The organism is Comamonas sp. 14P8.1.4 (assembly GCF_057799285.1).
Window position 1 is genome coordinate 79831 of sequence record NZ_JBYOKN010000001.1, and the last position, 25988, is coordinate 105818.

Annotated in this window: 20 protein-coding genes; 14 read left to right on the top strand and 6 right to left on the bottom strand. The window is 62.0% G+C overall.

Annotation, left to right across the window (positions count from 1 at the left end):
• Nucleotides 1-65 precede the first annotated feature (65 nt).
• Complete coding sequence (locus AC27VO_RS00385) at nucleotides 66-785, top strand: uracil-DNA glycosylase (protein ID WP_488664734.1); 720 nt, start codon at nucleotides 66-68, stop codon at nucleotides 783-785.
• Here the strand turns inward: AC27VO_RS00385 and AC27VO_RS00390 are convergent.
• Nucleotides 782-1621: a hypothetical protein gene (locus tag AC27VO_RS00390; protein ID WP_488664735.1), complete on the bottom strand. Its 840-nt coding sequence runs from the start codon at nucleotides 1619-1621 to the stop codon at nucleotides 782-784. The genes AC27VO_RS00385 and AC27VO_RS00390 overlap by 4 nt on opposite strands.
• A 215-nt stretch (nucleotides 1622-1836) precedes the next feature.
• On the opposite strand from AC27VO_RS00390, the gene AC27VO_RS00395 reads away from it, so the two are divergent.
• The 6 genes from AC27VO_RS00395 to AC27VO_RS00420 all read left to right on the top strand — a co-directional run bounded on the left by AC27VO_RS00395 (nucleotide 1837) and on the right by AC27VO_RS00420 (nucleotide 9650).
• The gene (locus AC27VO_RS00395) at nucleotides 1837-2766 is read left to right on the top strand and encodes a siderophore ABC transporter substrate-binding protein (protein ID WP_488664736.1); all 930 of its coding nucleotides are present in this window, start codon (nucleotides 1837-1839) and stop codon (nucleotides 2764-2766) included.
• Entirely contained in the window at nucleotides 2750-3748 is a 999-nt protein-coding gene (locus AC27VO_RS00400) for an ABC transporter permease (protein WP_488664737.1), read from the top strand. Before AC27VO_RS00395 ends, AC27VO_RS00400 begins: the two co-directional genes overlap by 17 nt.
• A 4-nt stretch (nucleotides 3749-3752) precedes the next feature.
• The gene (locus AC27VO_RS00405) at nucleotides 3753-4745 is read left to right on the top strand and encodes an iron chelate uptake ABC transporter family permease subunit (RefSeq protein ID WP_488664738.1); all 993 of its coding nucleotides are present in this window, start codon (nucleotides 3753-3755) and stop codon (nucleotides 4743-4745) included.
• A complete protein-coding gene (locus AC27VO_RS00410) occupies nucleotides 4742-5500 on the top strand; it encodes an iron ABC transporter ATP-binding protein (protein WP_488664739.1) in 759 nt (252 codons plus the stop codon). Before AC27VO_RS00405 ends, AC27VO_RS00410 begins: the two co-directional genes overlap by 4 nt.
• Nucleotides 5501-5695: 195 nt before the next feature.
• Nucleotides 5696-7861 (top strand): TonB-dependent receptor, encoded by a 2166-nt coding sequence (locus AC27VO_RS00415; RefSeq protein WP_488664740.1) that lies wholly within the window; start codon nucleotides 5696-5698, stop codon nucleotides 7859-7861.
• A gap of 94 nt (nucleotides 7862-7955) precedes the next feature.
• Nucleotides 7956-9650 (top strand): enterochelin esterase domain-containing protein, encoded by a 1695-nt coding sequence (locus AC27VO_RS00420; RefSeq protein ID WP_488664741.1) that lies wholly within the window; start codon nucleotides 7956-7958, stop codon nucleotides 9648-9650.
• An 81-nt stretch (nucleotides 9651-9731) separates the two neighbouring features.
• Here the strand turns inward: AC27VO_RS00420 and AC27VO_RS00425 are convergent, their stop codons facing one another.
• Nucleotides 9732-11525: a bifunctional metallophosphatase/5'-nucleotidase gene (locus AC27VO_RS00425; RefSeq protein ID WP_488664742.1), complete on the bottom strand. Its 1794-nt coding sequence runs from the start codon at nucleotides 11523-11525 to the stop codon at nucleotides 9732-9734.
• Between the two features lie 152 nt (nucleotides 11526-11677).
• On the opposite strand from AC27VO_RS00425, the gene AC27VO_RS00430 reads away from it, so the two are divergent.
• Entirely contained in the window at nucleotides 11678-13555 is a 1878-nt protein-coding gene (locus AC27VO_RS00430) for a hypothetical protein (protein WP_488664743.1), read from the top strand.
• 126 nt (nucleotides 13556-13681) lie between these two features.
• Here the strand turns inward: AC27VO_RS00430 and queA are convergent, their stop codons facing one another.
• Nucleotides 13682-14770, bottom strand: coding sequence for a tRNA preQ1(34) S-adenosylmethionine ribosyltransferase-isomerase QueA (queA, locus tag AC27VO_RS00435; RefSeq protein ID WP_488664744.1), 1089 nt, complete (start codon nucleotides 14768-14770; stop codon nucleotides 13682-13684).
• 246 nt (nucleotides 14771-15016) lie between these two features.
• Here queA and AC27VO_RS00440 point away from each other — a divergent pair, with 246 nt between their 5' ends.
• On the top strand, nucleotides 15017-16165 hold the full coding sequence (locus AC27VO_RS00440) for a sensor domain-containing diguanylate cyclase (RefSeq protein ID WP_488664745.1): 1149 nt from the start codon (nucleotides 15017-15019) through the stop codon (nucleotides 16163-16165).
• Here AC27VO_RS00440 and AC27VO_RS00445 read toward each other — a convergent pair.
• Nucleotides 16155-17357 carry a cyclic di-GMP phosphodiesterase gene (locus AC27VO_RS00445; RefSeq protein ID WP_488664746.1) on the bottom strand — a complete coding sequence of 401 codons (1203 nt, stop codon included), beginning with the start codon at nucleotides 17355-17357 and terminating at the stop codon, nucleotides 16155-16157. The genes AC27VO_RS00440 and AC27VO_RS00445 overlap by 11 nt on opposite strands.
• A 93-nt stretch (nucleotides 17358-17450) precedes the next feature.
• Between AC27VO_RS00445 and recG the strand changes: the two genes are divergently transcribed.
• The 5 genes from recG (at nucleotide 17451) to ygiD (ending at nucleotide 23401) form a co-directional block, all read left to right on the top strand.
• A complete protein-coding gene (gene recG / locus AC27VO_RS00450) occupies nucleotides 17451-19574 on the top strand; it encodes an ATP-dependent DNA helicase RecG (RefSeq protein ID WP_488664747.1) in 2124 nt (707 codons plus the stop codon).
• 114 nt (nucleotides 19575-19688) lie between these two features.
• Nucleotides 19689-20651, top strand: a complete 963-nt coding sequence (locus AC27VO_RS00455) for a LysR substrate-binding domain-containing protein (RefSeq protein WP_488664748.1) — start codon at nucleotides 19689-19691, stop codon at nucleotides 20649-20651.
• A 195-nt stretch (nucleotides 20652-20846) separates the two neighbouring features.
• Complete coding sequence (locus tag AC27VO_RS00460; RefSeq protein ID WP_488665505.1) at nucleotides 20847-21320, top strand: Dps family protein; 474 nt, start codon at nucleotides 20847-20849, stop codon at nucleotides 21318-21320.
• Between the two features lie 111 nt (nucleotides 21321-21431).
• Entirely contained in the window at nucleotides 21432-22328 is an 897-nt protein-coding gene (gene ubiA, locus AC27VO_RS00465) for a 4-hydroxybenzoate octaprenyltransferase (protein ID WP_488664749.1), read from the top strand.
• A 197-nt stretch (nucleotides 22329-22525) separates the two neighbouring features.
• Nucleotides 22526-23401 carry a 4,5-DOPA-extradiol-dioxygenase gene (gene ygiD / locus AC27VO_RS00470; RefSeq protein WP_488664750.1) on the top strand — a complete coding sequence of 292 codons (876 nt, stop codon included), beginning with the start codon at nucleotides 22526-22528 and terminating at the stop codon, nucleotides 23399-23401.
• A 113-nt stretch (nucleotides 23402-23514) separates the two neighbouring features.
• On the opposite strand, the gene proC is transcribed toward ygiD, so the two are convergent.
• Together proC and glpK are read right to left on the bottom strand one after the other, a co-directional pair.
• Nucleotides 23515-24339 (bottom strand): pyrroline-5-carboxylate reductase, encoded by an 825-nt coding sequence (gene proC, locus AC27VO_RS00475; protein ID WP_488664751.1) that lies wholly within the window; start codon nucleotides 24337-24339, stop codon nucleotides 23515-23517.
• A gap of 139 nt (nucleotides 24340-24478) precedes the next feature.
• Complete coding sequence (glpK, locus tag AC27VO_RS00480) at nucleotides 24479-25987, bottom strand: glycerol kinase GlpK (protein ID WP_488664752.1); 1509 nt, start codon at nucleotides 25985-25987, stop codon at nucleotides 24479-24481.
• Between the last annotated feature and the right edge of the window lies 1 nt (nucleotide 25988).

A 25988-nucleotide genomic window follows, 5' to 3' on the forward strand; every position in this document is an offset into this window, starting at 1 on the left:
CTGCTCTTTTTTTCAGAGATGCTAGCGCTTGCCTTTGTTTGTTTTTCAATAGAAATCAGCCTGAAATGACCGAACCATCAGCGCAAGCAGCTACCCAATTGATGAGTGCCCATCCTGCAGATTGGCCTGTTGCCGCGGGCTGGCAAACAGCGGTGGACGGTTTTTTTGCTTCGACCACGGGGCAGCAACTGCAAGCCTTTTTGCAGCAGCGTTTGCAAGACGGCGCGGTGATCTTTCCGCCGCAGCCCTTGCGCGCGCTGGCGCTGACGGCGCCGCAAGACGTGCGCGTGGTGATCTTGGGCCAAGACCCGTACCACGGCCGTGGGCAGGCCGAGGGCTTGGCCTTTTCGGTGGCGCCGGGCGTGCGTTTTCCGCCATCGCTGCTCAATATCTTCAAAGAAATGCAGCGCGATTTGGGTGTGCCATTTCCCCCCATGCCCAACCCCGGTGGCTCCTTGGTCAAATGGGCACAAAACGGCGTACTGCTGCTCAACACCTGCCTGACGGTGGAAGAAGGGCAAGCGGCCAGCCACAGCAAAAAAGGCTGGGAGGTGCTGACCGACGCCATCATCCGTCAGGTAGCGGAGCAGGGCCGTCCGACCGTCTTCATGCTCTGGGGCGCCCACGCCCAATCCAAGCGCGCTTTGATTCCAGAAGATCGGGGGCATTTGGTGTTGATGAGCAACCACCCATCGCCGCTTTCGGCCTTGCGCCCGCCGGTGCCATTCATTGGCAATGGCCACTTTGGGCTGGCGAAGGCGTTTCGCCAGCAGCATGGCTATTAGGATTTAAAGCCTAAGTTGGCTTTGAGCTGGGCCAGCTTAGAGCGTTGCGCTGGATCTTGCTGGACACCTTGCAGCGCGTGGCGCATAAAGATCCACAACAAGGCTATGAAGCCTCCGCCGATAAGGCCAGCGAGCAAAGGCATAGCTTTGCGCGCTGATTGAGGGGCTGTGGGTAAGGTGGGCATTTGCACCACATCCTTGCTGCTGAGACCGGTGAGCTCTTGCTCGATTTTGGCGATGGCAAATTCGCGTTGGCTGGCAAGGTTCAGTAGCTCGCCATAAGTGCGAATCGCATCGGGTGTTGTCTGCGATGCAGGCTTTGCATCCGCGATCATTTTCTGTATTTCAGTCAATCGCGCACGCTCGCTTTGCAGCAAATTGCTCAAGCGTTCAGCTTCAGGTCCAGACAGTGCAGTGATCTCAAAGAGTTTTTCTAGTGCAGCTTGATTGCTGGCCTGTGCCATTTCAGGGGTGGGTGCGGTCACGGAAATACTCACTAGGCGATCTTGCCGCCCCAAACTGGCGCTTACTTGATTCGTGGAACTTGGAATGCCCGTAAATGCTTCACCAGTGTTGATCATGCTAATGATCACTTCAGGACGGATTTTCGGGCGCTCGCCTTGAGCAACAGGTTTTTCTACAGAGATCGAGGAGGTGCTGACATAGATCTTGGGTTCTTGTGATTGCCATAAAACAAATCCGCCAGCCATGAGCAAGCCGAGCAACGGCAGAACAATCAATGTTTTGAGGTTTTCAGACAAGATCAAGAAAAGATCCAAGATGTCGATTTCGTCATCTGGTATTTCTGTTGTTGTTGGTGTGGTCGTGGGGGTCATTGGCAGTTGCCTTAAGGCAATAGCTAAGTTGAAAGAAGGGCTAGAGTACTTTCACTCATGCAGAAGTCAATGGATCAGCTTTTGGAAGTGAGGAGGGGGATGCAAAGTCTTCACCCAACTTTACAAGCCCACTTTAGCTTTATTGAGAACGATTCTCATACAATGCGTGCATTGATGAACGAGCAGTCGCTGGAAGGCGGCAGAGGAAATTGGACATGAATGCTGTGTGGAATCGTCGCCAAACCGTAGCGGGCCTTGTGCTGGCAATGACCTTGCCTTTCGCTGCTGCGCATGCGGCAGACACCATCAAGGTGCAAGACAACACGGGTGAGGTGCAAATGCCCGTCAAGCCCAAGACCGTGCTGGTCTATGACTTTGGCGCGTTGGACATTATTCAGACACTGGGTGGTCATGTGACTGGCAATCCCACCCAGGCGCTGCCCCCTTCGCTCAAGCAATTTGCGGACAGCAGCAAGTACGCCAACATTGGCACGCTGTTTGAGCCGGATTACGAAAAAGTCAAAGCGCTCAAGCCGGACCTGATCATTGCGGGCAACCGTTCGCTGCCCAAGGTGGAAGAGCTCAAGAAGTTCGCGCCCGTGTTGGACATCACCATCGACAACCAAAACCAGATGGCGCACGTCTACCGCAACATCCGTGCGATCTCGGCCATCTACGGCGTGCCAGACAAGGGCGAGCAAGAAATCAAAGCCATCGAAGCGGGCATTGCCGATGTGAAGGCCAAGGCCGTCAACAAGGGCGGTGCGCTGTTCATCATGACCAACGGCGGCAAGATCAGCGCCTATGGTCCCGGCTCGCGTTTCGACATGCTGTACTCGGTGTTTGGCGTGAACCCGATCAAGGACAAGATTGAAGTGTCCAAGCACGGTCAAGCGGTGTCGTTTGAGTACTTACTCAAGACCAATCCCGATTACCTCTTGGTCCTCGACCGCGATGCCGCGATTGGCAACGAAGGCCAGTCCGCCAAAAAGCTGCTGGACAACAAGCTGGTGCACGCCACCAAGGCCTGGCGCAATGGCAATGTGGTGTATTTGAATGCGGCCAGCTGGTACACCATGTCCAATTCCAGTCCTACCGCACTCAAAGAGAATCTGAAACAATTGGCAGATGCTTTCTCCAAGTAACACACCCGCAGGGCGCACAGCCCTCGCGTGGACAGGGGCCCTTGTGGCCCTTTTTGCATTGGCGCTGTGGAGTTTGTCGGTGGGCGTGAGCGATGTGTCTTGGGACACCTTGTGGAGCGACAGCGACGACGACATGGTGGCCCAGGTGCTGATGTATTCGCGCGTGCCGCGCACGCTGGCCCTGATGCTGGCGGGCAGTGCCATGGCCGTGGCTGGCCTGCTCATGCAGATGCTGGCGCGCAACCATTTTGTCGAGCCTTCCACCATGGGCACGGTGGAATCGGCCACGCTGGGCATGCTGTTTTGCATGTTGGTGGCACCCGACTTGCCCGTGTTTGCCAAGATGGGTATCTCCGCCGTCACGGCCATGGCGGGTACGGCGCTGTTCATGGGCATTCTCTCGCGCATCAAGCTGCGCTCGGCCTGGATCGTCCCGCTGGTGGGCTTGATCTTGGCGGGCGTGATTGAGGCGGCCACCACGTTCTGGGCCTACCAGCACGACATGATCCAGTCGTTGCGCGCATTCTCCAATGGCGACTTTTCCGTGATCGTGGAAGGTCGCTACGAGATGCTGTGGTTGTCGCTGGGCGTGACGGGCTTGGCGGTCATCGCTGCCGACCGCTTCACGGTCGCGGGCTTGGGCGAATCGTTTGCCACCAATTTGGGTCTGAACTACAAGCGCTTGGTGCTGCAAGGGCTGATTGTGGTTTCTGTGGTCACAGCCTGCATTGTGGTGACCGTGGGTGCTATCCCGTTTGTGGGCCTGATCATTCCGAACGTGGTGCGCTTGGTGCTGGGCGACAACGTGCGCCGCAGCGTGTGGTGGGTGGCCGCAGCAGGTGCAGCGCTGACACTGCTGTGTGACCTGGCTGGGCGCCTCATCATTGCGCCGTATGAGATTCCGGTCGGCACCGTGATGGGCGTGGTGGGCAGTGCGCTGTTCCTCGTGATTTTGTTGCGCCGTCGTGCCAAGCAAGGGTAAGCAGATGGAGCAAGATTTGTATGTGCCGCCGCAACGTGCGGCATGGTGGTCACTCAGCCGCCATCGTTTGATGGTGCTGGTGGCGTTGAGCGTGCTGGCGGTGCTGGCTTTCATGACAGTGGGGGTCGAGGCCGATTGGGCTTTTGTGCTGGAGCACCGGGGCATCAAGGTGCTGACCATGCTGGTCGTGGCCTGCGCCCTGGGCATGTCCACCGTGGTGTTCCAGACCGTCACGCACAACACCATCCTCACGCCTGCGGTGATGGGCCTTGATGCCCTCTATCTATTCTTGCAAGCGGTGCTGGTGTTGGTGCTGGGCTCCGTCGGTGTGGTGGGGCTGGGCGTGATCCCGAAGTTTGGGCTGGAGATCGTGCTGATGGTCGTGCTCAGCGTGGCGCTGATGCGCTGGCTGTTCACCGGCCATGCCTCCAGCCTGCACCTCATGCTGCTGGTGGGCATGGTGCTGGGCATCATGTTTCGCAGCCTGACCAGCTTTGCCATGCGCATGATCGACCCCAATGAGTTCGCCACGCTGCAAGACCGCATGTTTGCCAACTTCAACACCATCCACATACAACTGCTGTGGCCGTCGCTGGTGTTGCTGGCCATCGGTGCGCTGTATTTCTGGCGCCAGCGCCATGTGCTGGATGTGCTTGCATTGGGCCGTGATGCGGCCGTGAATCTGGGCGTGGACTACCAGCCGCAGGTGCTGCGACTGCTGGTGGTGATGTGTGCCATGGTCGCTGTCTCGACCGCGCTGGTCGGCCCGGTGACGTTTTTTGGCCTGCTGGTGGCCAATATGGCCTACCAGTGGATGGGCACGCGCCGCCACCAATGGGTGCTGCCAGCGGCAGTGCTCTGGGGCTGCATCTTGCTGCTGGGCGGCCAGGTGATTTTGGAGCGTGTGCTGGGCTTTAACTCCGCGCTGTCGGTGGTGGTGGAATTTGTGGGCGGCCTGGTGTTTATCTGGCTGCTGATGCGCAAAGGCAAACAATGATTGAGACACGTGACGTCGTGAAGACCCACGGCAGCACCACGGTGCTGCATGGGGTGAATGTGCAGATTCCGGTGGGGCAGTTCACGGCCATCATCGGCCCCAACGGCGCGGGCAAAAGCACGTTGCTGAGCATGGTCAGCCGCCTGGAAGCCATGACCTCCGGCTCGGCCCATGTGGCCGGGCTGGATGTGGCCAAGACCGCCAGCGATGCGCTGGCCAAGGTGATGGCGATTTTGCGCCAGGACAACCAGTCCGCCCTGCGCCTGACTGTGCGCGATCTGGTCGGCTTTGGCCGCTTTCCGCACAGCAAGGGCCGCATGACGGCCGAGGACGTTCAGCATGTGGACCAGTCGCTGGAGTTCCTGCAGCTCATGCCACTGGCTGACCGCTATCTGGATGAACTCTCGGGCGGCCAGCGCCAGCGTGCCTACATCGCCATGGTGCTGTGCCAGGACACGCCGTACATCTTGCTCGATGAGCCCCTGAATAACCTCGACATGGCGCACGCGGTCAGCATGATGAAGCTGCTGCGCCGTATGGTGGATGAGCGTGGCAAGACTGTGGTGGTGGTGCTGCACGACATCAACTTTGCCAGCTGCTATGCCGACCACATCGTGGCCATGAAGGACGGGCGCGTGGCCGATGAAGGCAGCCCCTTGGTGGTGGTGCGTGACGAGGTACTGTCTGCGCTGTACGGCATGACGGTGAGCGTGCATGAAATCAAGGGCCAGCGCCTGTGCCACTACTTTGCATAAAAGATAGCTGCTTACGCTGATGCACAAAGGGTTTCAGGTTGATTGGCCTGAAACCCTTTGTTTTTTGTTTTTAGAACTCTGGTTTTTGTCCTTTTTGCAGGAGGGTAGCGTGCACTGCTACCCCTTACTTAAGCCTGAGTTTGATAATAATTATCATTTATTGAATTGGCCGGCCCTGGGCCTGCCACTTTTTGCATGTTTGTCTCTCGAATCTCTGCGTGCAGCAGCTCGCTGTCGCTGTCTGTGCTGGCTGTCGCTGGCGTTCTCACACTCACCATCAACAGCGCAGCAGCGCAAGAAGCGGCAGCCGTGCTGCAGCAGGTGGACGTCCAGGCCCGGCAGGATGCCCAGGCACTGCCTGCGCCTGCCGCAGGTGGTCAGGTGGCCAAGGGCGCAGGCCTGGGCGTGCTGGGCAACCGTGATGTGATGGATACCTCCTTCAACATCACGGCGTATACCCAGCAAGCCATTGCGGACCACCAGAGCAAAACTTTGGGGGATGTACTGGAGAACGACCCCTCTGTGCGCTACAAGACCAATGCGGGCCATGCACGGGAGAACTTCACGATTCGTGGTCTGGAAGTGAATTCTTCCGAAACCGCCATGAATGGCATGTACGGCATCTTGCCCAGCGACCACATCCCCACCGAGATGATCGAGCGTGTCGAGGTACTCAAGGGCCCAGGTGCGTTGCTCAATGGCATGAGCCCAGGCGGCGCCGTGGGCGGCGTGGTGAACGTGGTCACCAAGCGCGCTACGGCGCAAGATCGCAACCAACTGACCGCCTCGTACGAGACAGCCTCACAGCTGGGAGCACACGCTGACATCTCCAAGCGCTTTGGTCCTGAGCGCCGCCTGGGCGTGCGCGTCAACGGCAGCATGTCCAGCGGCGAAACAACCACCGATGAACAAAAGCGCCGCAAGCGCTTTGGCTCGCTGGGCATGGATTACCAGGGTGACAACTGGACGCTGGGCCTGGATGCCTACGACTACCACTCCCGCATGGCCCATGGCAGCCCCTTTATGGTGGGCTTCAAAACGGGCGTGGTGCCAGCTGCGCCTTCGGCCAATCTGAACCACTTCCGCGGCATCCATACCGATCAGGACAGCCAGGGCGCTGCGCTGCGCGGCAGCATCAACTTGAATGCAGACTGGACAGCGTTTGGCAGCTATGGCTGGTCACAGACCAGCTATGACGGTATGGTGTTTGGCACCCGTGGTGATTTGTTGGATGCGCAAGGAACTCTAGGGGTGACGACCTGGCGCCAGAGCGGTGTGACGCAAAACCATTCTGCTGATTCCGGTGTGCGTGGTAACTTCCAGACCGGTGCGGTGGACCACCAACTGGTGCTGTCATTCAACCAACTGCGCCAGACGTCGGACACGGGCGTGGTGTCCCCCAAGCTGGCTTCGGGCCAGAAGTACCAGTACACCAGCAACCTTTACAACCCCACATCCCAGGCTGTGATGACGACGGGCGCACAGTCGCTGACCCGCGCGGTTGACAATGTCATCACCAGCTACGCACTGGCCGACAGCATGACGCTGCTGAGCGGAAAACTGCAAGTGACTGCGGGCGCGCGCTTGCAAAAAGTGGAGCAAAAGGCCAAGACCTACTATGAAGAATCGGTGGTCACGCCCATGCTGGGTGTGGTGGTCAAGCCTTGGGGCGAGCATTTGTCCTTCTACGGCAATTACATCGAAGGCCTGAGCGCGGGTCAGAACGTCACGGATGTGAAGTACGCCAACTATGGCGACAGCTTGGCTCCGTACAAGACCAAGCAGTTGGAGGCCGGTGTGAAGTGGCAGCAAGGTACATTGACCCAGACGGTGTCGGTGTTCCAGATTCGCAAGCCTTCAGCGATAGCGGTGGAAGAAGGTGGTCAAACCTTCTTGCAAGCAGATGGCGAACAGCGCAACCGTGGTGTGGAATGGAATGTGTTTGGCCAAGCCATGCCTAGCTTGAAGCTACTGGGCGGTGTGGTGTACACGCAATCTAAGCAGAACAAGACCAAAGGTGGCTTGCAAGATGGCAACGATGCCTTTGGTGTCCCTCGCTGGACGGCCAATGTGGGCGCGGACTGGGCTGTGCCTGGTGTGGCAGGCCTGTCGCTCAATGGCCGGGTGGTTTATACCGGTAAGCAATATGCAGATTCGGCTAACAAGCTGCAGGCACCCAGCTGGACCCGTGTAGATGCGGGTGTGGCCTATGCCACGCGCATGGCCAGCCAGCCCGTGACTTTGCGTGCCAATGTGCTCAATGTGTTTGACAAGCAATACTGGGCGGGTTCGTTCAATGATGGCTATATGACGGTCGGAACACCCCGCACCTTGCGTGTGTCTGCGACGCTGGATTTCTAATCTCGCCTGCCGCTGTACACCAGCCCAACGCCGCAGCTCGGCGTTGGGCTTTTTGGCGTACTGGATGCTTTGTTTGATTGCCTGATGTGATCCCATGAATCTGAAAAGAACTTTGCAGCACTGGCCCACCGCCGTACTTGCTGCCACCTTGTGCGCGACGCTGTCTCCTGCGGTGCATGCCGCCAATGGCGTCGCCCTGCTGAATGACCCGGTCCCCGTGCTGCAAAAAACTTTGCACGGCCAAGCGGGCGCTGGCGGACAGGCGGTGCGCCTGGCCGTGCCTGCCGGGCAGGTGGTGCAGCTGCGCTTTGCGGGTGCGGGTCTGCAGTTGGATCTGCGCGATGCTGCAGGGGTGCATGTGCGCCGTCTGGCGGAAGAGGGCAAGGGCGTGCAAACAGCGATGTGGCTGTCACAAGGCCCGGAACGCGAACAGCTGTGGCTGTCGCCTGCCGGTAAGCTGGCTCCCGGCAGTGCCGCATTGCCTTTTGAATTGCAGGTGCTGAACACCTGGGCGACCCAGGGCATTGACCAGCCCCAGCCCGATGAAACACCCATGGGGCCGCGTCTGCAGGCGTTGCAGCAGGCCCTGGCGCGCGGTGAAAGCACCGAGGCATTCTGGCGCGAGGTGCAGGCCCAGGGCGCACCGTGGGTCGAGCCCTGGCAGGACGGCCAACGGCTGGTGACCTTCCTGTGGCGCGATCAGGGCAACCAGAACGTGCGCCTGTTTGGCAGCCCCAGTGGTGACCACAACCCGTTGCGCAAGCTGGCAGGCAGTGATGTGTGGTGGACCAGCGTGGCCATGCCCCCGCAAGCGCGGTTGAGCTATGCGCTGGCACCCGATGTGCCCAACGTGGCCAACCCCGCCCAGCAGCGCCGCATGATCTTGACGACCTTGCAGCGCGACCCGCTCAACCCCCACACTTTCCCGGCTGCGCTGCAGCAGCACGCGCAGGATCGGTTTCAGGGCCGTTCGGTGCTGCAGTTGCCACAGGCGCCTGAACAGCCGTGGGTGGCTGCGCGGGTGCAGGTGCCGCAGGGACAGCTGCAGCGCCATACGGTGCACAGCAGCATCTTGGGCAACGACCGCGATGTCTGGACGTATGTGCCCGCTGGCGCTGCGCCGCAAGCCTTGCTGGTGCTGTTTGATGCCCATGCCTTTGTGCAGGATGTGCCCACGCCGCGCATTCTGGACAACCTGATCGCCGACGGGCTGCTGCCCAACACAGCGGCGGTCATTGTGGGCAATGCCAGCCCCGAAGCACGGGGCGATGAGCTGCCGCCCAACCCGCAATTTGCCCGTTTCATGGCCGAGGAGCTGATGCCCTGGGTGCAGCAGCAGGGCCTGGGGCAGATGGCGCGCCACACGGTGGTGGCTGGCAGCAGTTACGGCGGACTGGTCTCCAGCTACCTGGGGCTGGTGCATCCGGAGCTGTTTGGCAATGTGCTGAGCATGTCGGGCTCGTACTGGTGGGCGCCCAAGGGCGAGCAGCCAGGCTGGATGCAGCGTGCCTGGCAGGCCCTGCCCACGCCCACGCCGGCCGTGAAGTTCTACATCGATGCGGGTCTGTTCGAGGGCGGACGCGGCGGGCGTGCCGGCATTTTGGAAACCAGCCGTGAACTGGGCGATGTGCTGCGCGCGCGCGGCGTGCCGGTGACGCAGCGCGAGTTTGTCTCTGGCCACGACTATGTGCAGTGGCAAGCCTCGCTAGGTTGTGGCCTGGTGGCGCTGCTGGCACCGCAGCACTGGGGCGATACGCGCCTGCAAGTGTGCGATGGTGTGAAGAAATAAGAGCTGCCAGCGCTTGTCATGCCTTGTTTTGGATAGGTTTCCTATCTGAAACGTAGGCATTGAAGGCGCTAGCCGCTCTCTTTATTGCAAGGCTTGAATGCGCGGCTGCACCTGCCAGCGCAGCGGGCTGTGGGCCCGCACATAGGCTTGCAGCGCATCGATATCCACCGGCCCCCGCGTGCGTGCCGTGCCTTCGGCCAGCACGGGATAGCGATCCCCGCCCTCGGCCAGGAAGCTGCTGACCACCACGCGGTAATTGCGTGCCATGTCCAGCGGCTGGCCGCGCAGCTGCAGCGCCTGCACCTGTTGGCCCAGCGGCGCACTGGCCACGTGCTGCCAGCGCAAGTCGGCATTCGGGGTGAGCACGCGCGGGCGGTTGGACGATGAGCGCGGGTGCTGGTAGCTGTCTTCCAGCAAGGTTTTGATCTGCGCGCCCGTCAGCGTCATATTGATCAGGTGATTGCCAAAAGGCTGCACGGCATACAGCTGTTCAAAGCGCACGCTGCCATCGGCGGCGGGCCGCAGGTCGGCGCGAATGCCGCCGCTGTGCATGAAGGACATATCGGCGCTGCCCTGCGCATCGTCACGCAGCGCCCATTGCTGGGCATCGGCAATCAGCTGGCCCAGCGGTACCTCGACCGTGGGCAGGTACTGACGCGACAGTGCAGCGGGCTGCGGCGCGATGATGCGCCCCACCACCTGCTGGGCCAGCGCTTGCGTGCGCGCGCTGTAACGGTCAATCACCTGCTGCACCGGCGCATACGGCGTGACCTGTGGCACCACGGCGGGTGATGCGGTGGCGGCGGCCTGTGCACTGCCGGGCACGGCCAGCGTGCGCGCGCTGCGGTGCACCAGCCGGCGTTGCTGGGTGTCCCACTGCAGGTGAATGTCGGTCAGCTGCGTGCCGTACTGGCCGGCGCTGGTCAGCAGCAGCGGGCGCTGCGGGTTCACGCTGGCGTAGTCGCAGACATAGCTTTGGTGCGTGTGGCCGGAGACGACCACGCTGATGCGCGCATCCAGCCGTTCCAAAATGGGCACGATGCCGCCGCTCAGTCCCTGGCAGCCGCTGGAAAAAGCCGGTGCATGGGTTTTGCCGCCTTCGTGCAGCAGCACGGCAATCACATCCGCCCCCTGGGCCAGCAACTGCGGCACCAGGGCATTGGCGGTGTCGGCCTCATCGGCAAAGCGCAGACCCTCGGTGGCATTGCCTGCCACCAGCTTGGGGGTGGCGCGCAGTGTCATGCCGATAAAACCTACGGTCACCTGCTGGCTGCCGTGGCCGAAGGTCTTCAGCCCCGTGGCGGGCAGCAAGGGCTGGCCATCCACGCGGTGCACATTGGCCGCCAGCAGCGGAAAAGTGGCCCCCGCAAACTGCGGGCTGAGCTGGCAGGGCTGGCGCGTGGTGTGTTGCGTGCAGCCGCCTTGGGCCAGGCGCAACAGCTCGGGCCAGCCCTGGTCAAACTCATGGTTGCCAACGGCGGCAAAGTCCAGCTGCAGCGCGTTGGCTGCTTCGATCGTGGGTTCATCCAAAAAATACGAAGACAGCAGCGGCGACGAGCCGACCATATCCCCCGCGCTGACGACGGCGCTGTGCGCATACTGCTGGCGCAGTTGCGCCACCGTGCCCGCCAGCCAGGCCATGCCGCCCACATCGATGGTGTGGGGCGCATGGCCATTGCCACCTGGCACATGGGCATGTGTGCCCGGTGGCTGCAGGTGGCCGTGCAGGTCGTTGAAAGCCAGCAGGTGCACGTCCACGACGGCGGCCTCTGCCGCCGGGCGGCTGGAGGGAACGGTAGGGCTGGCACAGCTGACCAGGCAGAGCGCGGCCACCACGCAGGCAGCACGGCGCGAAAAAGCGCAGAACAAAGGCATGGGCGCATTGTCTGCGCGCAAGCAAGGCGGCGGCAATCCCTGCGAAGGCCGGTGTGCAGCTGGGCCGGGCAGCACGGCGTGCATGGCGCCAGATACACGCTGTAACGCGCCAGCGCGTGGGCGTGGGCAAGGGCCTCCGATAGACTGCGGCCATGCACGTCACCCCCAGCGCTTCATCACCACTTGCCGCGTCTGCGGTGGACCCTCTGGCACCACCTCCTCCTCCCGCTTCTCAGCGCAGCTTGATGCTGATGGGGTTGCTGCAGGGCATGGCCTTGTATGCCTTGTTCGAGTGGATCGATGACCGCAGCTGGCTGGCCCTGGGCATGTTGCTGACGGTGCAAGTGCCCTTGTTCATGGGCATGGCGGTGACGCGCTGGCGCACGCCAGCGCTGTGGGCGGGTGGCGCGGTCATGGCATTGGTGGTGCTGCTGATGGGCGGCTGGGCCGTATGGCGCAATGGGTACAGCGAGGTGGGGTCGACCGCGGCACTGCTGCGGATGGCCGTGGCCATCTCGCTGTGGTGGTTTGTGGCGTTGGCCTTGTTTCAGGCCTACCTGGAGCGCGGCCGCTGGCGCATTGCCTACCAGCGCCTGTTTGTGCATGCTTGGAACAACGCCCTGGTGCTGCTGGTGGCCGCCGTGTGCGTATTGATGATTTGGCTGGTGCTGTGGCTGTGCGCAGCCTTGTTTGCGCTGGTGGGCGTGAAGACGTTTGCGAAGCTGTTCATTGAACCGTGGTTTGCCTGGCCCTTCAGCGGGTTGGTGTCGGGTCTGGGGCTGTGGCTGGCCCGCACGCTGGAGCGCCCGATTCAGATGGCGCGCCAGGTGATTTTGGCGCTGGGCCATGTGGTGCTGCCACTGATGGGCTGGGTGGTGGTGATGTTTGTGCTGTCACTCGTGTTTACCAGGCTGCAGACCTTGTGGGACACGCGTTTTGCAGCCGCCATGCTGATGGGGGTGGTGATTTTTCAGATCTGGCTGCTCAACGCCGTGTACCAGGACGGCAGTGCCGCGCGCTCACCCTATCCGCGCTGGGTGCAGCATGTGCTGCAGGCCAGTTTGCTGGCCATGCTGGTGCTGGCCACGTTGGCCTGCATGGCTGTGGGCTTGCGGGTGCAGCAATATGGCTGGACGGCCGAACGCCTGTGGGCTGCGGTGGGCAGCGCTTTGGTGTGGCTGTATGCCGCTGGTTATGCCGCCGCCGCGCTGCACAGCTGGCGCACAGCGCGGGCTGCAACGGCAGCCCCGTGGCTGGCATGGCTGAGCCCCGTCAACCGGGCGCTGTCGGTGGTGGTGCTGGCTGTTTTGCTGGCGCTGCAGACGCCGCTGCTGGACCCGGACCGGCTTAGCGCACGCAGCCAGTTGGAACAGCTGTCGTCGGGGGCGCAGCCCATCACCCATGAACGCTTGATGGATCTGAAGTTCAACCACGGGCCTTACGGTGCGCAGGTGCTACAGACGCTGGGTCAGTCCCCCGCAGCGCAGCGCGAGGAGATTCAGATCTGGGTGCAGGAGATTGCCGCCAGCCCCGGGCGCCATGATGTGCCCCGTGTGCATGATGACAAGCGCCAAGCCGTGGATGTGCCTGCTGCCCAGGAACGCATCCAGCATGTGGCGGGGCCTGCGCCACATGCGGACTGGTGGCCGTGGTTGCTGGAGCGTGCTGCGCAGGCGCATTGGGCCTCGTCCTGTTTGTACGACAGCGCCGAGTGCGTGCTGATTACGGGCGACTGGGACGGAGATGGCCAAGCTGACCATCTGCTGTGTGATCTGACCGAGACGAGCTACCAGCGCTGTCGCTTGTCGGCGCGTGGGCCAGCGGCGGGTGCGCAGGCGCGCGGCGCCTGGAATGACGAGGGCGTTGTGGAGTGGCGCTATGGCGCCAGCGCAAATGCTGGCAGTGGCTTGCGTGATGCTTTGCGCCACGGGCAGCTAGAGCCGCAAAAACAGCGCTGGCCCAACTGGTCGGCGTCCGTGGTGCAGGATGGCGCGGCGCAGCCCATGACCGGGCGCTTGCGCAACCGCTGAGGGATGGTGGGTTTTTAAAAAAGAGAGCGGCTTGCGCCTGTTTTTCAATGCTTTTGATGTGTTTTTGCATCGAAAGCATTGCTTAACCTACGCAAGCCGCTCTCTTTTTGTGAAGGCTGCTGTGGCCTAGCGTTTGCGCTCCAGCAGCATCGAGTCACCGTAGCTGAAGAAACGGTACTCGTTGGCAATGGCGTGCTGGTACACATCCATGATGTGCTTGTAGCCAGCCAGTGCGCTCACCAGCATCATCAGCGTGCTCTTGGGCAAGTGGAAGTTGGTGATCAGGCAATCCACCACGCGGAACTCAAAACCGGGGGTGATGAAGATGTTGGTGTCGCCCGTGATCTGGCCGGTGCGCGCCCAGGATTCCAGCGTGCGCACGCTGGTGGTACCCACGGCAATGATGCGGCCACGGCGCTGGCGGCAGCGCTCCAGCGCAGCCAGCGTGGGCAGTGGAATGTTGTACCACTCGGTGTGCATCTGGTGCTCGGCCAGGTTCTCGGTCTTGACCGGCTGGAACGTGCCCGCACCCACGTGCAGGGTGACGGCGGCGGTTTCCACCCCCTTTTCCTTCAGCGCAGCCAGCACCTGTTCGTCAAAGTGCAGCGCGGCCGTCGGCGCGGCCACGGCACCGGGGTGGCTGGCAAACACGGTCTGGTAGCGCTCGGTGTCTTCGGCCTCGTCCGGGTCTTCATCGCTGTTTTGGTTGCGGGCGATGTAGGGCGGCAGCGGCAGGTGGCCAAACTGGTCCATCAACTCCCACGGTGTTTCACCGTTTTCGCCTTGCAGCGCAAAGCGGAACAGCGGGCCACTTTCGTCAGGCCAGCGGCCCAGCAAGGTGCCATCAAATCCGCCTTTGCCCAGACCGCCGTGCAAATGCACCTTGGCACCAGGCAGCGGTTTTTTGCTGACTTTCATGTGGGCCACGACTTCGTTGCCCTGCAGCACGCGCTCAATCAGCAGCTCCAGCTTGCCGCCGCTGGCTTTCTCACCGAACACACGGGCCTTGACGACCTTGGTGTCGTTAAAGATGAGCAAGTCACCTTCGTGCAGCAAATCAGGCAGTTCTTTGAAGATGCGGTCGACCAGCTCCGGCGCTCGCGCGTCCAGCAGGCGCGAGCCACTGCGTTCGGCAGCGGGGTGTTGGGCAATCAGGTGCTCGGGGAGCACAAAGTCAAAATCACTAAGGGTATGAGCGCGGGGGCTGAGAGACATGCGAGTTCTTGAGGGCTGAACAAGGCCCGTTCCAAGGTAAAACCAAAGACGGGAATTCTCGCAAATCTCAGGCAGGGCGCGCAGCAACGGGCTGGCAATGTCCCTGTTCGGCTTGGGTAAGTCCTCGGTGTCCAGAGGCCATCCTTTGATGCGCATCACAGACGGGTGCAATTGGTGTTCTTACACTTGATTACATATCGCGTGTTTGCCGTTTTTTGACCTCACTCTTCATTTCGACGCTTCACCATGGACACCGCCTTTGTATGGGACCAGCACTTTGTCACGGACTTGCACGCTGTGGACGAGCAGCACCATGCGCTCGTGGATCTGTTCAATGAGTTGAGCAACGGCCTGTTCTCCAAGCGCAGCGACCGTGAAGTGGTGCTGGCAGACACCTATGCCCGGCTGCTGTCGTATACCGAGCACCATTTCCAGGAGGAAGAGGCGCTGATGGCCAGTTTTGGGGTGGATCCGCGCCACGTGGAGAGCCACCGCATGATGCACCAGCAGTTTGTGGAGCAGGTCATCTTGCTGTGGGCGCAGCGCACCACCATGAGCGATCCGGCCACCACGCTGGTGGGTTTTTTGACCTCCTGGCTGGGGCTGCATATTCTGGGTATCGACCAGTCCATGGCGCGGCAGATCAAGTCCATCCAGGAAGGCATGTCACCGGCACATGCCTACGACAAGGAACGCGGCAACCACGACAACGGAACGCAGGCCTTGCTCAAGATGATCGGCAAGCTCTACACCGCCTTGACGGCCCAGAACGCCCAGCTGGCGCTGGCCAACCAGACCCTGGAGGCCCGCGTAGCACGCCGCACCCGCGAGCTGGAAGATGCGAACGCCCGGCTGAAAGCGCTGTCCAACACCGATGCACTGCTGGGCATTGCCAACCGCGCACATTTCAATGAGCGGCTGGAGCAAACCTGCGCCATTGCGCGGCGCAGCGCACGGCCGGTGGGCATGGTGCTGATCGATGTGGATTACTTCAAGCGCTACAACGACCGCTACGGCCATGTGCAGGGGGATGCGTGCCTGCAAGCCGTGGTGAAAGCCGTGCAGAACTGTGCGCACCGCGAAACCGATCTGGTGGCGCGCTACGGCGGGGAAGAGTTCGCGGTGATCTTGCCGGACACCGATCTGGACGGTGCCTGGGCCGTGGCCCAGCGCATGGTACAGGCCGTGCATGCGCTGGAGCTGGTGCATGAAAGCTCGCAAACCGCACGCGTGGTGACCATCAGCGCCGGGGTGTTCAGCCAAGTGCCGACGGGCGCGGGCGCCAAACTGCTGGTGCGGGAAGCGGATGAGGCGCTGTACCGCGCCAAAAGTGCCGGGCGCAACCGTGTGATGGCGCCGGAAGGCTACGCGCTGTTGTCGACTCTCAAGCCGTAGCGGCTGCGGCCGCAGCGGCTTTTTGCCACAGGCTTTCCAGGTTGGAAAACGGCCATTGGTTGGGGTCTTCGCTGGCCACAATGCGCTCGTGCGGCAGCTTTTCCAGATCCATCAGCTTGGCGGGGCGCAGCAGGCGCTGCAGCCCGATGTGATAGAAGGCCGCCACCTGCGGGGTGGACATGCTTTGGTGGGCTGGCGCACACACCACCCCCAGCAAGCCCGATTGAAGGCGCACCAGACTGCCCACGGGGTACAAGCCAATCGTTTTGACGAAGTGTTCAAAGATTTCGCCATCCAGATGGCTGTGGCACCACTGCGCCATGCGCTGCAGGGCCACGCTGGGTGACCAGCCTTTCTTGTAAGGGCGGTCAGAGGTGATGGCGTCGTACACATCGCAAATGGCCGTCATGCGCGTGAGCAGGCGCAGATCGGCAGCCGCGAGGCCGTGGGGGTAGCCCGTGCCATCCATGCGCTCATGGTGGTGCAGACAGGCGTCCAGAACATCCTCGTCGTGGATGGTGCCCTTGAGCATGACGTAGCCCTTCACCGGGTGCTTTTGCATGTGCTTGAACTCGTCGTCCGTCAGCTTGCCCGGTTTGTTCAAGATGTCTGCGTTGGCGTAGGCCTTGCCCATGTCATGCAGCAAACCCGCCATGCCAGCTTGCATGACCTGGGTGGCATCCAGCCCCATCTTGCGCGCCAGCGCCACCATCAGCCCTGATACGGCCACCGAGTGCATATAGGTGTAGTTGTCGGTGGTTTTGAGGCGTGCCACGCTGATCAGCGCGTCCGGGTGGCGTTCCACAGAGTTGCAGATCGCATTCACCAGCGTGCTGGCCGCCTGCACATCCAGGGCCTGGCCCATGCGGGCTTCGCTGAACATGTGCATGACGGCGTCACGCGCCTCTTCGCACAGCGCGGCGGCGCGCTGCAGCTCCTGCGCCAGCGGGGCCGGTGCGGTGTCGTCCGTCCAGGCTGTGTTGATCGACACGGGCTCTGCATCGGTGATGTCTGTTCCGCGCAAAGTGTTGATCCACACCTCGGGCACCGCACTGCCGCGCAGCTTGGCGAGCATGGCCGGGCTGTCGATCAGGAAAGACGTGCGCCAAAAATCATGCGCCAGCCATGGCCCGCACAGTGCGTGGACATACATCCCTGTCTGCAGCTGCTCGATACGAATTTTTTTCAGCATGGAGGGATGAAGCAGATTAGAAACATCTGGAAACGTTGCCGTACATGTTAGCCTTTTCACCCTGGTCAGTGACTACTCAACTGTTAACGATTCATGCCTTCTGCATCGCCCACTCCTGCCAAGAAAACAGCCCCCAGTGCGGCCCAGCAGGCCATGCACAAGCTGGGTTTGGTGCGCGATATCGACCTGGTGCTGCACCTGCCCTTGCGCTACGAGGATGAAACCAAGATCACGTTGCTGCGCAACGCGCGTGATGGCGATACGGTGCAGATTGAAGCCACGGTCACGCAGTGCGAGGTGCAGCTGCGCCCGCGGCGCATGCTCAAAGTGACGGTGGAAGACGGTACGGGCACGTGTGTGCTGACCTTTTTCAGTTTCTACCCATCCCAGCAGAAAACCATGGCGGTGGGCACGGTGCTGCGCATTCGTGGCGAGATCAAGGGCGGATTTTGGGGACGGCAGATGATGCACCCGGCCTTCAAGGTGGCCGGGGGCGAGCTGCCGAAGGCGCTCACGCCCGTCTACCCCACGTCGGCAGGTTTGCCCCAGCCCTACCTGCGCCGCGCCATTGCCAGCGCCATGCAGCGTGTGCAGCTGCCGGAAACGCTGCCCCAGGGCGTGCCACCGCCAGTCATGAATTATTGGGGTGAAAATGGCCTACAGCCCTTGCTGAGCCTGCGTGAAGCGCTCGCTTTCTTGCATCACCCTACACCCGATGTGGCCCTGGCCACGCTGGAAGACCATTCGCACCCCGCCTGGCAGCGCCTGAAGGCCGAAGAGCTGCTGGCCCAGCAACTGTCCCAGTACCAGGCCAAGCAAGAGCGTGCGGCCCTGCGCGCCCCGGTGTTGCAGGTGCCAGCCCCAGAGGCTTGGGCGCTGACGCTGGTGGAGCAGTTTTTGCAGCAACTGCCGTTTGGGCTGACGAATGCGCAGCAGCGGGTGTGCCGCGAGATTGCCGAAGACATGGCGCGTGCCATGCCCATGCACCGGCTGCTGCAGGGCGATGTGGGATCGGGAAAAACCGTGGTGGCAGCGATGTCGGCCATGGTCTGCATTGCCGCAGGCTGGCAGTGCGCCTTGATGGCACCCACCGAAATTCTGGCCGAGCAGCACTTTGGCAAGCTGGTGGGGTGGCTGGAGCCGATTCTGGCCCCGTTGGGCAAGAAAGTGGCCTGGCTGTCGGGCGCACAGAAAAAGAAAGAGCGCACGGCCATGCTGGCGCTGGTAGCCAGTGGCGACGCCGCACTGGTAGTGGGCACGCATGCGGTGATTCAGGAGCAGGTGCAATTCCACAACCTGGCCTTGGCCGTGATCGACGAGCAGCACCGCTTTGGTGTGGCGCAGCGCCTGGCCTTGCGACAAAAGCTGGCGCACCAGGGGCTGGAGCCGCATTTGCTGATGATGAGTGCCACGCCCATTCCGCGTACCCTGGCCATGAGCTACTACGCGGACCTGGATGTGTCGGTGATCGACGAGCTGCCACCGGGCCGCACGCCCATCGTGACCAAGGTGATTTCGGACAGCCGCAAGGACGAGGTGATTGCCCGCATTGGTGCCCAGGTGGCCGCTGGGCGGCAGGTGTACTGGGTGTGCCCGCTGATTGAAGAGAGTGAAACGCTGGACCTCTCCAACGCCACGGCGACGCACACGGATCTGAGCGAAGCCCTGCCGGGCGTGACGGTGGGTTTGCTGCATTCGCGCATGCCAACGGCCGAGAAAAAGGCGGTGATGGAGCTGTTCACCGCGGGCATCATGGGCGTGCTGGTGTCCACCACGGTGATTGAAGTGGGGGTGGATGTGCCCAATGCTTCGCTGATGGTGATTGAGCATGCGGAGCGCTTTGGCCTGAGCCAGTTGCACCAACTGCGCGGGCGTGTAGGGCGCGGCGCGGCCGCATCGGCCTGTGTGCTGTTGTATTCCGTCAACGACAACGGACGGTTGTCTGACACCGGCAAGGAGCGCTTGCGCGCCATGGCCGAAACCAACGACGGTTTCGAGATTGCCCGCCGCGACCTGGAGATTCGCGGGCCCGGTGAGTTTCTGGGGGCGCGGCAGTCCGGTGATGCGCTGTTGCGTTTCGCCGATTTGGACAAAGATTTCGCCTTGCTGGAGTGGGCCAAGGAGTTGGCGCCTATGATGTTGCAGCGCCACCCCCACTTGGCGCAGCAGCATATTCAGCGATGGTTGGGCGCCAAGGCGGAGTTCCTGAAGGCGTAGGACAATCGCGGAAATGACCCTGGGTGCTTGCGCATTCTGGGGCGGCGAGTCTGTACATTCGATTACATCAATGCAAAATGCCTTCTCGTTCACCGATAGGCATAAACAAAGTCCATGACGCTTACCGAACTCAAATACATTGTCGCCGTCGCACGTGAGAAGCACTTCGGTCGCGCGGCTGAGGCGTGCTATGTCTCACAGCCCACCTTGTCGGTCGCGATCAAAAAGCTGGAAGACGAGCTGGACGTGAAAATTTTTGAGCGCAGCGCGGGCGAGGTGTCGGTCACTGGACTGGGTGAATCCATCGTGCGCCAAGCGCAAAGCGTGCTGGAGCAGGCTGCCGAGATCAAGGAAATTGCCAAGCGCGGCAAAGATCCGCTGTCGGGCGTGCTGACCCTGGGCGTGATCTACACCATTGGCCCCTATCTGCTGCCAGAGCTGGTGCGTCACTCCATCAAGATGACGCCACAGATGCCGCTGATGCTGCAAGAAAACTTCACGGTGAAGCTGCTGGAGATGCTGCGTACCGGTGAACTCGATTGCGCCATCGTGGCAGAGCCTTTCCCGGATACCGGGCTGGCCATGGCGCCGCTGTATGACGAGCCTTTCATGGCTGCGGTGCCCAATACCCATCCGCTGGCCGAAAAAGAATCGGTCACGACCACCGAGCTGAAAAACGAAACCATGTTGCTGCTGGGCGCGGGACACTGCTTCCGTGACCACGTGCTGGAGGTGTGCCCCGAGTTTGCGCGCTACGCCAGCAATGCCGAGGGCATTCGCCGTACGTTTGAAGGCTCGTCGCTGGAGACCATCAAGCACATGGTGGCCGCAGGCATGGGCGTGACCCTGGTGCCACGTCTGTCTGTGCCCAAGGATGCGCTGGCCACCCAGCGCCGCCGCACCTCTGATGATCCGCACATCCGTTATTTGCCCATTCGCGGTGAAGAGGGGCACCAGCCCCCCAGCCGCCGCGTCATGCTGGTGTGGCGCCGTAGCTTTACCCGCTATGAAGCCATTGCCGCATTGCGCAACGCAGTCTATGCCTGCGAGCTATCAGGTGTTGAGCTGCTGACCTGAGCACTCAACCCACTGTCGCCATAAGTCATAAGACTGTTACGCCAGCATGCATTGGCTTGCGCTACAGTCATCATTACACCTGAGCCGTAGCAGGCACTGTGCTGCCGCACCGGCTCTGCATGATTGAGGAGGAACATCATGGCTACCAAAGCACCCAAGAAAACCACCGTCAAAGCAGCACCCGCACCTGTGGGCATGCCGATCAAGATTGGTATCAGCACCAAAGACCGCGAGCTGATCGCAGCGGGTCTGTCGCGTCTGCTGGCCGACACCTACACCCTGTACCTGACCACGCACAACTTCCACTGGAACGTGACAGGCCCCATGTTCAACACGCTGCACACCATGTTCATGGGTCAGTACACCGAACTGTGGAATGCCGTAGACCCTGTGGCCGAGCGTATCCGCTCGCTGGGCCACTTCGCGCCTGGCTCCTATGGCCAGTTCGGCAAGCTGACCAGCCTGCCCGATGTACCCGCCACCCCCCCCAAGGCTACGGAAATGATCCGCATCCTGGTGGAAGGCAATGAAGCGGTGGCGCGCACAGCCCGTGAGCTGTTCCCCCTGGCTGACAAGGCCAGCGACGAGCCTACCGCCGACTTGCTGACCCAGCGCCTGACCGTGCATGAGCAAAATGCTTGGATGCTGCGTTCGCTGCTGGAAGAGTAAGAGTAAGCGGCACCTAGCGGGCAGGCGCGTGGCACGACCACGTGCCCGCCGCAGAACCCCCACAACGCCCGCGCTCTGCGGGCGTTGTGCTTTTGGCGCGACAATTTGACCATGACGACTTCAACCCCCACACCCGCCGCTGAGGCGGCGCACCGTTCCAAGCTTTCGCTGTACCTGGATTTGATCCGCTGGAACCGCCCGGCGGGCTGGCTGGTGCTGGTGTGGCCTACGCTGGCCGCCTTGTGGCTGGCGGCCGATGGCTTTCCGGGCTGGCATTTGCTGCTGGTGTTTGTGGCGGGCACGGTGCTGATGCGCAGCGCGGGCTGCACCATCAATGACATCGCAGACCGTGACTTTGACAAACACGTCAAGCGCACCACACAGCGCCCCATCACCAGCGGGCAAATCAGCGTCAAGGAAGCGGCCCTCGTGGGCGTGGTGCTGACGCTGGTGTCCTTTGTGCTGGTGCTCACCACACGCTGGGAAGCCGTGGCCTGGTCGGTGCCCGCTGTGTTGTTCACCATCCTCTATCCGTTCACCAAACGTTTTTTTGCCATGCCGCAGGCCTTTTTGGGCATTGCGTTCAACTTCGGCATCGTCATTGCCTTTGCGGCGGTGACGGGGGAAGTGGGCTGGACGGCATGGCTTTTGTGGCTGGCCAATATGTTCCTAGTGCTGGCCTATGACACCGAATACGCCATGGTGGACCGCGATGACGATCTGAAGATCGGCATGAAAACCTCGGCTATCACTTTGGGGCGTTTTGACGTGCTGGGCATCATGGCTTTCTTTGCGCTGTGCCTGGTGCTGACCACCATCGCCGTGCTGCCCTATGGCCTGGGTTGGCCTTTCTGGCTGGGCATGGCAGTTGCTGCCGGCCAGGTGCTGTGGCATTTCACCTTGATCAAAGACCGCGCCCGTGCGGGCTGTTTTGTGGCCTTCAGCAAGAGCCATTACATCGGTATGACGATTTTTGCAGGCATTGCTCTGGGCCTGGCGCTGCGCTAAGTGTCAGGCAGGGCTGCCAGCAAGCCTCGCGGAACTTGTGGGCGTGCAGCCACTCCCATTGCCAACGATGACCAAGGGGCCGGATGGCCCCTTTTTCATGCCCGAACCGAGCAAATGCTGAAAGTGGGAAGATGCAACGCAGACATTGGCTGGGCGCTGCCGCAGGTGCAGCGGCCCTGGCCGCAACAGGAGTCAGCATGACGATGAGCCAAAACTTGGACGCTGCCGTGGCGCAAGCGGGTATCACCGCACTGCGGCCCTCTGCGCGCATGCCGGTGCTGTTTGTGGGGCACGGCAGCCCCATGAACGCGATCGAGGACAACGCCTACCGGCAAAGCTGGCAGCAACTGGGCCAAGAGCTGCTGGCGACGGGCGAGCGCCCGCAGCTGGTGCTGTGCATCTCGGCGCACTGGATCACGCAGGGGCAGGGCGCGTGGCTGACGGGCATGGCGCAGCCTAAAACCATCCATGACTTTGGCGGTTTCCCCGATGCGCTTTTTGCCCAGCAATACCCTGCACCGGGCGCGCCGGCCATTGCCAAGCAGCTGGCTGCCGAGCTGCACAACCCGTACAACCAGCAGGCGCTGGGCGTGGATGAGGATGCTTGGGGGCTGGACCACGGCACGTGGAGCGTGCTCAAGCCCATGTTTCCCGATGCCACCATCCCCGTGGTGCAGCTGAGCATCGACTACAGCCGCCCGGCGGCCGAGCATTTTGCGCTGGGCCAGCAGCTGCGGGCGCTGCGTGATCGCGGCGTGCTGATTGTGGGCAGCGGCAACGTGGTGCACAACCTGCGCGCCTTACAGCGCACGGCATCCCCCCTGCAGGCTTACGACTGGGCCATTGAGTTTGACCAGATGGTGGCCGATAAGGTGCAGCAGCAGGACCTGGCTGCGCTGGCGAACTTCCAGCAGCTGGGCCCCGTGGCGCAGATGGCGCACCCCACGTACGACCATTATTTGCCCCTGCTGTATGCCGCAGGCGCGGTGGGTGCCGATGACGCCGCGCAGTTCTTTAACGCCGACTTTCAGATGGGGGCCATTTCCATGCGTTCCATGGTGTGGCGAGCTTAGGCGCAGGTCGCTGTTTTGTGCAGACGGGACGAAAAAAAGGAGTGCATGGCACTCCTTTTTTATGAGCTGATGGCGCTTGTTTAGTGAGTGTTATAAGCTGTTTTTAGGCCAATTTAACGGCCAAACTCTGCCGCCAGTTCCTTGGCGCGGGTTTCGGCTTTGCGCAGCGCAGCAATGAAGTGCTGGGGCAACTGCGTCTCTTGCATGTGCGTGATGGCGGCGTAGGTGGTGCCGCCCTTGCTGGTGACGCGCTCGCGAAGCGTGGCGGCGGGCTCGTCCGAGCGGGCGGCCAACTCGGAAGCACCTTGGAAGGTAGCAATCGCCAGCTGGTAGCTTTGGTCGGCGGTCAGGCCCATGTCCACACCGGCCTGGGTCATGGCTTCCAGGAACAGGAACACATAGGCGGGGCCGGAGCCGGACATGGCGGTCACGGCGTCGAGCTTGTCTTCGGCATCCACCCAGACAAATTGGCCGGTGGTGCCAATCACGCGCTCGATCAGCGCCTGGCCTTCGGCGTCCACATCAGGGCGGGCAAACAGACCGGTCATGCCCTTGCCCACCAGTGCGGGGGTGTTGGGCATGGCGCGCACGATGCGGCCGGTGCCCAGCCATTGGGCAATGCTGTCGGTGGTGATGCCGGCGGCTACGCTCAGGTGCAGGGCGTTGGCGGTGTGGATGGCGACAGGGGCTGCGGCATCCTTGAAGGACTGGGGCTTGACGGCCCAGACCACCAGGTCGGCACCGGCCAGCGCGGCGCTGGCAGCGGGCAGGGCGGTGATGCCGAATTTGCTCTGCAGCGCAGCGCGCGCGGCTTCAAAGGGCTCCACCACGGTGATTTGCGACACGGGCAGACCACGGCCAATCAGGCCGCCGGTGATGGCGCTGGCCATGTTGCCGCCCCCGATGAAGGCGATGCGGGTAGAAGGTGTCTGGCTCATAGCAAGGGGTTCCAAGAAAACGGTATCTATCTAAAAACAAGAGCTGCTTGCGCTCGTCAAACAAAGGTTTCAATGGGTTTCGTCATTGAAATGCTGTATTTGTGCGCGCTAGCAGCTCTCTTTTTAAGGGCGGCGAGGCTTACTGCGCCGTGGTCTGGCGCACGGCGCGCTCCCAGCGGGCCATCAGCTCATCGGCGCGGCATTTGTCCATGGTGGGCACAAAGCGGCGTTCGGCCTTCCACAGGTGGGCCAGCTCGTCGGTGCTCTGGTACACCCCTGACGATAAACCTGCCAGATAAGCCGCACCCAGCGCTGTGGTTTCCACACAGGCCGGACGCACCACCGGAATGCCCAGCAGGTCTGCCTGGAACTGCATCAGCAGGTTGTTCACGCAGGCGCCGCCGTCCACGCGCAGCTCGCTCACGGCAGCGCCGCCATTGGCCACGGCATCGCGGCTCATGGCCAGCAGCAGGGCCGCGCTTTGGTAGGCGATGGATTCCAGCGCGGCGCGGGCAATGTGCGCCAGCGTGGTGCCGCGTGTCAGGCCGGTGATGGAGCCGCGTGCCTCCGAATCCCAATAGGGCGCGCCCAGGCCGGTGAAGGCGGGCACCAGCATGACGCCGCCGCTGTCGGGCACGCTCTCGGCCAGTTGCTGCACCTGGCCACTGTGCTCAATGGCCTGCAAGCCATCGCGCAGCCACTGCACGACGGCACCGCCGATGAACACGCTGCCTTCCAGCGCAAACTGCGGCGTGGCGCTGGCCTGCGCGGCGCTGGTGGTCAGCAGGCCGTTGGCCGAAGTCTGGAACTTGCTGCCGGTGTGCATCAGCATGAAGCAGCCCGTGCCATAGGTGTTCTTGGCCATGCCGGCCTTGAAGCAGGCCTGGCCGAACAGCGCGCTTTGCTGGTCGCCCGCCACACCGCCGATGTGGATGCTGCCGCCCAGCACGTCGTCGGCCGTGCGGCCAAAGTCGGCGGCCGAAGGCAGCACTTCGGGCATCAGGCTGGCGGGAATGTTCAGCAGGGCCAGCAGATCGGCATCCCACTGGTTGGTGTGCACGTTGAACAGCATGGTGCGGCTGGCGTTGCTCACATCGGTGACGTGGCGTGCTTGGCCTTGCACGCCGCCGGTCAGCTGCCAGATGAGCCAGCTGTCGACCGTGCCAAAGGCCAGCTCGCCGCGCTCGGCAGCGGCGCGGGCGCCGGCCACGTTGTCCAGCAGCCATTGCAGCTTGGTGCCCGAGAAGTAGGCGTCAATGCGCAGGCCCGTCTTTTGCAAGATGGTGTCGCTATGCCCGGCTTCGCGCAGTTGCTGGCAGGTGGGCTCAGCGCGGCGGTCTTGCCAGACGATGCCGTGGTGGATGGGGGCGCCGGTCTTGCGGTTCCAGACGATGGTGGTTTCGCGCTGGTTGGTAATGCCCACGGAGCGAATGTCGCTGGCTTTCAGCCCGGCCTTGGCCAGGGCCTCTTTGGCGGTGGTCAGCTGCGTGCGCCAGATCTCGCGCGGGTCGTGCTCCACCCAGCCCGGGCGGGGGTAGATCTGGGGCAGCTCTTGCTGGGCCGAGGCCACGATCTGGCCTTGGGCATCAAAAACAATGGAGCGGGAGCTGGAGGTGCCTTGGTCCAGGGCGAGCAGGTAGGTGGTCATA